7 protein-coding genes are annotated in these 4,820 nt (G+C 64.5%); 5 read left to right on the top strand and 2 right to left on the bottom strand.

Annotated elements, in window-relative coordinates; translation table 11 throughout:
* Positions 1–59: 59 nt before the first annotated feature.
* The 5 genes from LXN57_RS47490 (at position 60) to LXN57_RS47470 (ending at position 3,469) form a co-directional block, all read left to right on the top strand.
* Positions 60–200: a hypothetical protein gene (locus LXN57_RS47490; protein ID WP_251804926.1), complete on the top strand. Its 141-nt coding sequence runs from the start codon at positions 60–62 to the stop codon at positions 198–200.
* 212 nt (positions 201–412) lie between these two features.
* On the top strand, positions 413–883 hold the full coding sequence (locus LXN57_RS47485; RefSeq protein ID WP_251804925.1) for a hypothetical protein: 471 nt from the start codon (positions 413–415) through the stop codon (positions 881–883).
* A gap of 314 nt (positions 884–1,197) precedes the next feature.
* Entirely contained in the window at positions 1,198–1,878 is a 681-nt protein-coding gene (locus tag LXN57_RS47480; protein WP_251804924.1) for an MBL fold metallo-hydrolase, read from the top strand.
* 42 nt (positions 1,879–1,920) lie between these two features.
* On the top strand, positions 1,921–2,568 hold the full coding sequence (locus tag LXN57_RS47475) for a TetR/AcrR family transcriptional regulator (RefSeq protein WP_251804923.1): 648 nt from the start codon (positions 1,921–1,923) through the stop codon (positions 2,566–2,568).
* 247 nt (positions 2,569–2,815) lie between these two features.
* The gene (locus LXN57_RS47470; RefSeq protein WP_251804922.1) at positions 2,816–3,469 is read left to right on the top strand and encodes an MBL fold metallo-hydrolase; all 654 of its coding nucleotides are present in this window, start codon (positions 2,816–2,818) and stop codon (positions 3,467–3,469) included.
* 254 nt (positions 3,470–3,723) lie between these two features.
* Here LXN57_RS47470 and LXN57_RS47465 read toward each other — a convergent pair whose 3' ends face one another.
* Together LXN57_RS47465 and LXN57_RS47460 are read right to left on the bottom strand one after the other, a co-directional pair.
* Positions 3,724–4,194 (bottom strand): group II truncated hemoglobin, encoded by a 471-nt coding sequence (locus tag LXN57_RS47465; protein ID WP_251804921.1) that lies wholly within the window; start codon positions 4,192–4,194, stop codon positions 3,724–3,726.
* A 155-nt stretch (positions 4,195–4,349) separates the two neighbouring features.
* On the bottom strand, positions 4,350–4,820 hold a 471-nt coding region (locus tag LXN57_RS47460), incomplete at its 5' end, for a TetR-like C-terminal domain-containing protein (protein ID WP_251804920.1).

The raw sequence follows: 4,820 nt of genomic DNA, 5'->3' as shown, positions 1-4,820 counted from the left end.
TCGGTTGGTGAACTGATCATTGAGGCAACGCACAGGAACCACACCCGCAGCCGTCAACCTTGACTCTTTGGCAACGCGCTGACGCCCCACCGGGGCGGGTTGAGGATCTGGATGAGGTGTTCTCGCGGCTGGCCCGGGAGACCTCGGGAATTCAGGACGTGGAGACGCTGGTCGACCGGCTGCCGCAGGACCGCCGGTGAGCGGGCAGGGGCATCGGGCGGCGAGGCCGCCGGCGGACTACCGTGTCGAGCCAACCCTGGCCGCGCAGGGCCTGGTGGTGACCGTGGCCAACCACGAGGGGCACGCCAAGACGTTCGACTTCACCAACCTGCCGGTCCCCGAGCCGATGCAACGCTCCCTGGTCGCTCGCCGACGCCCACGATGCCACCGCCCGCACCGCCGAGGAGTTGGCGTGACCGAGCAGCACGACGACGAACGCGCCCGCATCCGCGCCGCCATGGACCGGCTCCTGGCCGGACAGGCCACCACCTCCAACGGCAGCCTCACCGTCGTCGCCCTGGCCCTCGAGGTCGGCGTCCACCGCATGGCCCTCATAAAGCGGCACGCTGACCTGAAGACCGAGTTCTACGCGCGGGTACGCACCGAAACCCAGCAGATCCCAGAAACCGAGAAACGACTCCAGGAAGCCGTCAAGAAGCTAACAAGGACCGTTGCGGACCAAGCCGCCGAGATCGACAAACTCCGGCAGCTCGTCACGAACCTGGCCCTCGCCAACACCGTTCTCCGCGCAACAGCCCACGCCTCGAAAACGCCCGGACCCACCCGCGACGCGACGCGCTCGGAACACTCCACTGACACGAACGGCACTGACGAGGTCCCCGACAACCTCATCCACCTCCCGCTACGGAGGTCGAAAAGCTGAGGTCTGTCGCGTTAACGAGATTCCGGGTCGAGGCTGAGTCCGGTTTGCTCCACAGAGGGCTGCCCCCGGCCAAGGTGGGAGCGCGCAGAGATCACCGACTACACGGGTCCAAATGGCCACGACGCGGCGCGCATGACGGGCGAAAACAAGTGTTGCCAGATCCTCGCGGGCTGACGTAACCTCACACCCGTGACCTGAAAGCCGTGAGTGGAAGACCGTGAAGTGAGAGTTTGGTGTTTCACGGCACGCGGGTCCGACCCGTTCGATCGAGGGAGACTGATATGAATGTCGTCGATGTGCGTTCTGACCTGCGCATGGTGCTCGACACCGGACCAGGACAGGCGTACCTACTGCGCCGCGGGTCAAAGGTGGTGCTGGTCGACACCGGCATTGCCGGCCAGGGCGACGCCATCGCCGCGGTGTTGCGCGACTGGGGGCTGGACCGCGAATCGCTGACCCACGTCGTTCTCACTCACTGGCACCCCGACCACGCCGGATCCGCCGCCGAACTGGCCACATGGCCGAACACGCAGATCTGGGCCCACCGCAGCGACGTCCCGATCATCCGCGGCGACAGTTCCGGCTCATTCCCCACCCTCACCCATACCGAAGAAGAGTTCTACGCCCACATCGCCGGCTCCATCCCCGATGCTCCACCGTCACGTGTCGACCGCGAACTCGACGACAATGAGGCACTCGACGTGATCGGCGCGCACGTGCTGTCGACTCCGGGCCACACCGACGGCAGCATCGCCCTGCACTTCCCGAACGAAGCCGTGCTCTTCACCGGTGATGTGGCTACCCGGCAGCAGGGCCAGGTCATGCTCGGACCGTTCAACCACGACCGGCCGAAGGCCCGCGATTCGTTTCGCCGTTTCGCCGACATTGACGTCGATGTCGTCTGCTTCGGTCACGGCGAACCTCTGCGCGGCGACAACACCGCTCAGCTGCGCGCAGCAGCTACCGCCGACGAAGTGCCCGACCCGCTCGGCTGACGTCGGGCCCGATAACCCGGTCGCCGATGTAAGCTCACGGCCGTGAGCACAGGGCAGACCGGGAGCAGGCGGCGCAATGCCCGAGGTGCGGGGCAGGCACTGCGTGGCGACATCGTCTCGGCCGCCCGGGAGATCCTCATCGAGGACGGATACGAAAGCGCGGTCACCCTGCGCGGGCTGGCGCGGCGCATCGGCATCGCCCCTCAATCGATCTATCTGCATTTCGCCGGGCCGGACGAGATCGTCCAGGCCGTCACCGTCGAGACCTTCGCCCAACTGGGACGCTTCATCGCGCAGGCAAAAGAAGGAATCGACGTTCCCCGGGACCGGCTCATCGCCGGCTGCCGCGCCTACATGGCGTTCGGTATCGCCAACCCCCACCTCTACGGGCTGCTCTTCAACCGCAATCGGCTACTCCGCGGAGAGGAGCCCAGCCCAGCCGGCGACGGACCGGACACCCGCACCCCTGATGCCGGACCGTTCGCCGCCCTCATGGACGGTGTCCGGCAATGTATCGCTGACGGGTCGTCCAGCGCGAAAGACGTCCTGTCCACCGCGACGCAGTTGTGGGCGGCCATGCATGGCTTCGTCATGTTGCGCGGCAACGGCTACCAGTTCCCCTGGCCCGACCTCACCCAGACCGAGGTAGACCTCATCACCTCGATCGCCCGACTACGCGAGCCCGACTGACCGCGTTGCCCGCAGAAATCGCTGCGACGAAACTTCCCAGTCGCCATCAAAACGAAATCTGTCTCGGTCTTTAGCGTTTACAGGTAGTGGGCCTCCATCCGTTTTGGGCAATGACGGATCGAATCATTGCCCCTTCTAATTCAGGGCATGCGTGCCGCCGTACTGCTACGCATTGATTGAGAGCTCAAGCTTCATCCAACATAAATAGAGAGAAGAACGAGTTGTGGACATATATCCCATTCGCGATGTGATCTCTACGTCCTACCTGACCGTGTCCGGCGATACGGCCATGCTGATCGACGCCGCGTCCGAGACAATTGTTCCTAAGGTTCTTGCGAAGCTTGCCGAATTGAAAGTCAAACTGCAATTGATCGCCCTGACCCACTATCACTACGACCATGTCGGGGCCGCTGACGCGCTGCGGCGGGACACCGGGGCACCGGTGGCGATCCACAAGCTGGATGCGGACAACTTGCGTCGAGGCGGCCGGCTCAGCGTCAAGCCCACCCGGCTCCGAGGAAAGATCCTTGCTCCGCTCGTGATGCACGGAGACCGAGCCCCCGTGACACCCGATATCGAGCTCGGCGACTCGGAAGACCTACAGCAGTACGGGGGATTCGGACGCTCCTTCTTAACTCCGGGGCATACGGCCGGCTCCCAGAGCGTGATCCTCCCTAACGGGACGATATTTGTTGGCGATGCGTTGACGGAAACCGTCCTGCCGCCTCATCACGCCTTGCCACCCATGTTCGCTGACGACAGCCACACGAGTATCCGCACCATCATCGCTATCGCCGACACCTCACAAGGCGACGTGCGAGTGGCCCACACCGGACGCCTCAAAGAATCCACGTTGCAGAACTTGGCCTCCCGTGCACGACAGGGAAAGCTCCACTATTAAATACAGACGGCAGTCCCCCTGGCCGCGCAGCGGTCGTGCCACCAGGAGATAAGAGCCGATGTGTGTGGGCTGACCGGAATCCGCCAAGATCGAACTATCGGTGTGGCGGGTCACGTCCACCGCGCCGACGCACTTGTCGGTTCGGACGTTTCCGGCGGATGGCGGCTCACATCACTGGCGATCGGGCTTCTTGTGTCCTGCACCCTCGGAGCCACGTGAGCCATGTACATTGCACGCCGAAAGTTACGGGCACTTCAGTCGCCCGGAACGTACGGCGGGGCGACACCCCATCCCCAGTGCAGGACAGGCGCTTGGTAATCGAGGTCTGCGCCCGGCGTTGAGTTGATCACCGCGAACCGGGTGCCCCACTCGACGTAACCCATGAACGCGGCCCGGAACTCCGGGTCGGACGGCAGCTTCGCGTCGTCGGCGGCCAAGCTCATCAGCGACGCGAAACGGAACCGCTGCTCAGGCGTGATGGCGAGGTTGGCGTGCCGGTTGATCATGTGGTGGTGACCGCCGAAGTTCTCGGTGTATCCATCCGCGCCACCGAACACCTCGATCCACCACGCAACGACGTGTTCGCGGTGCTCGGCCGACACCCCACCGGGGAACAACGGGGAAATCAGCTCGTCGTTCTCGACCCGGTCGTAGAACGCATTGATCAGCCGGGTGAAGGCGGCATCCCCGCCCGCCCAGTCGTGAAGGCTCGGGATCTCTGACATGTTCGACAGGCTAACCGACCGGCTCATCCACAGACGGTGCCCCGCGGCCGGTAGCTGGCGGCGTCGAGCTGGCCCAGTTCGTCGTCGACCTCATGGCTGGTGCGGTGTAAGCAGCCATGTCGAGGCCAGATGTTTCTGTGGATCAGCATCGCTCTTCAGTGGTTGGCAGCGGTTGGTTCGCGAAGTGCGGCCAGCACGACGCCGTCGATGATCGAGAGCATGAATTCCTCGTCGACGACCTGTTGCATGAAGAACGCTCGGTAGGCCGCCATCGACGGGATCACCCGTGCCAGAGCGTCGAGGTTGTGTGGCGGGGCGTATTCGCCCCGATCGACGGCCCGCTGGATCAGGAACCGGTAGGCGGCGGTTGACGGTTCGACGATGGCCTTGGTCACGGCGTCCACGGCCCTGGGAGTGCGGGTGATCATGGCCGAGACACTGCTCAGGATGCGCAGGCGCCGCTCGCTGCCGCCCATCCAGTTCGGGTCCAGCAGGGCCAGGAAGTCCGAGCGCAGTGTGCCGGTGTCCGGCAAGCCGTCGGGACCCAGGTCGGCCGAGTCGGTGCAGGCGATGGCGGCCAGGATCAGCTCGTCCTTGCCTTCCCAGCGGCGGTAGATGGTGTGCCT

The sequence above is a fragment of the Paractinoplanes hotanensis genome, assembly GCF_023717965.1.
Classification (GTDB): domain Bacteria; phylum Actinomycetota; class Actinomycetes; order Mycobacteriales; family Micromonosporaceae; genus Actinoplanes; species Actinoplanes polyasparticus.
This window is presented reverse-complemented; position numbering and strand designations above follow the sequence as displayed.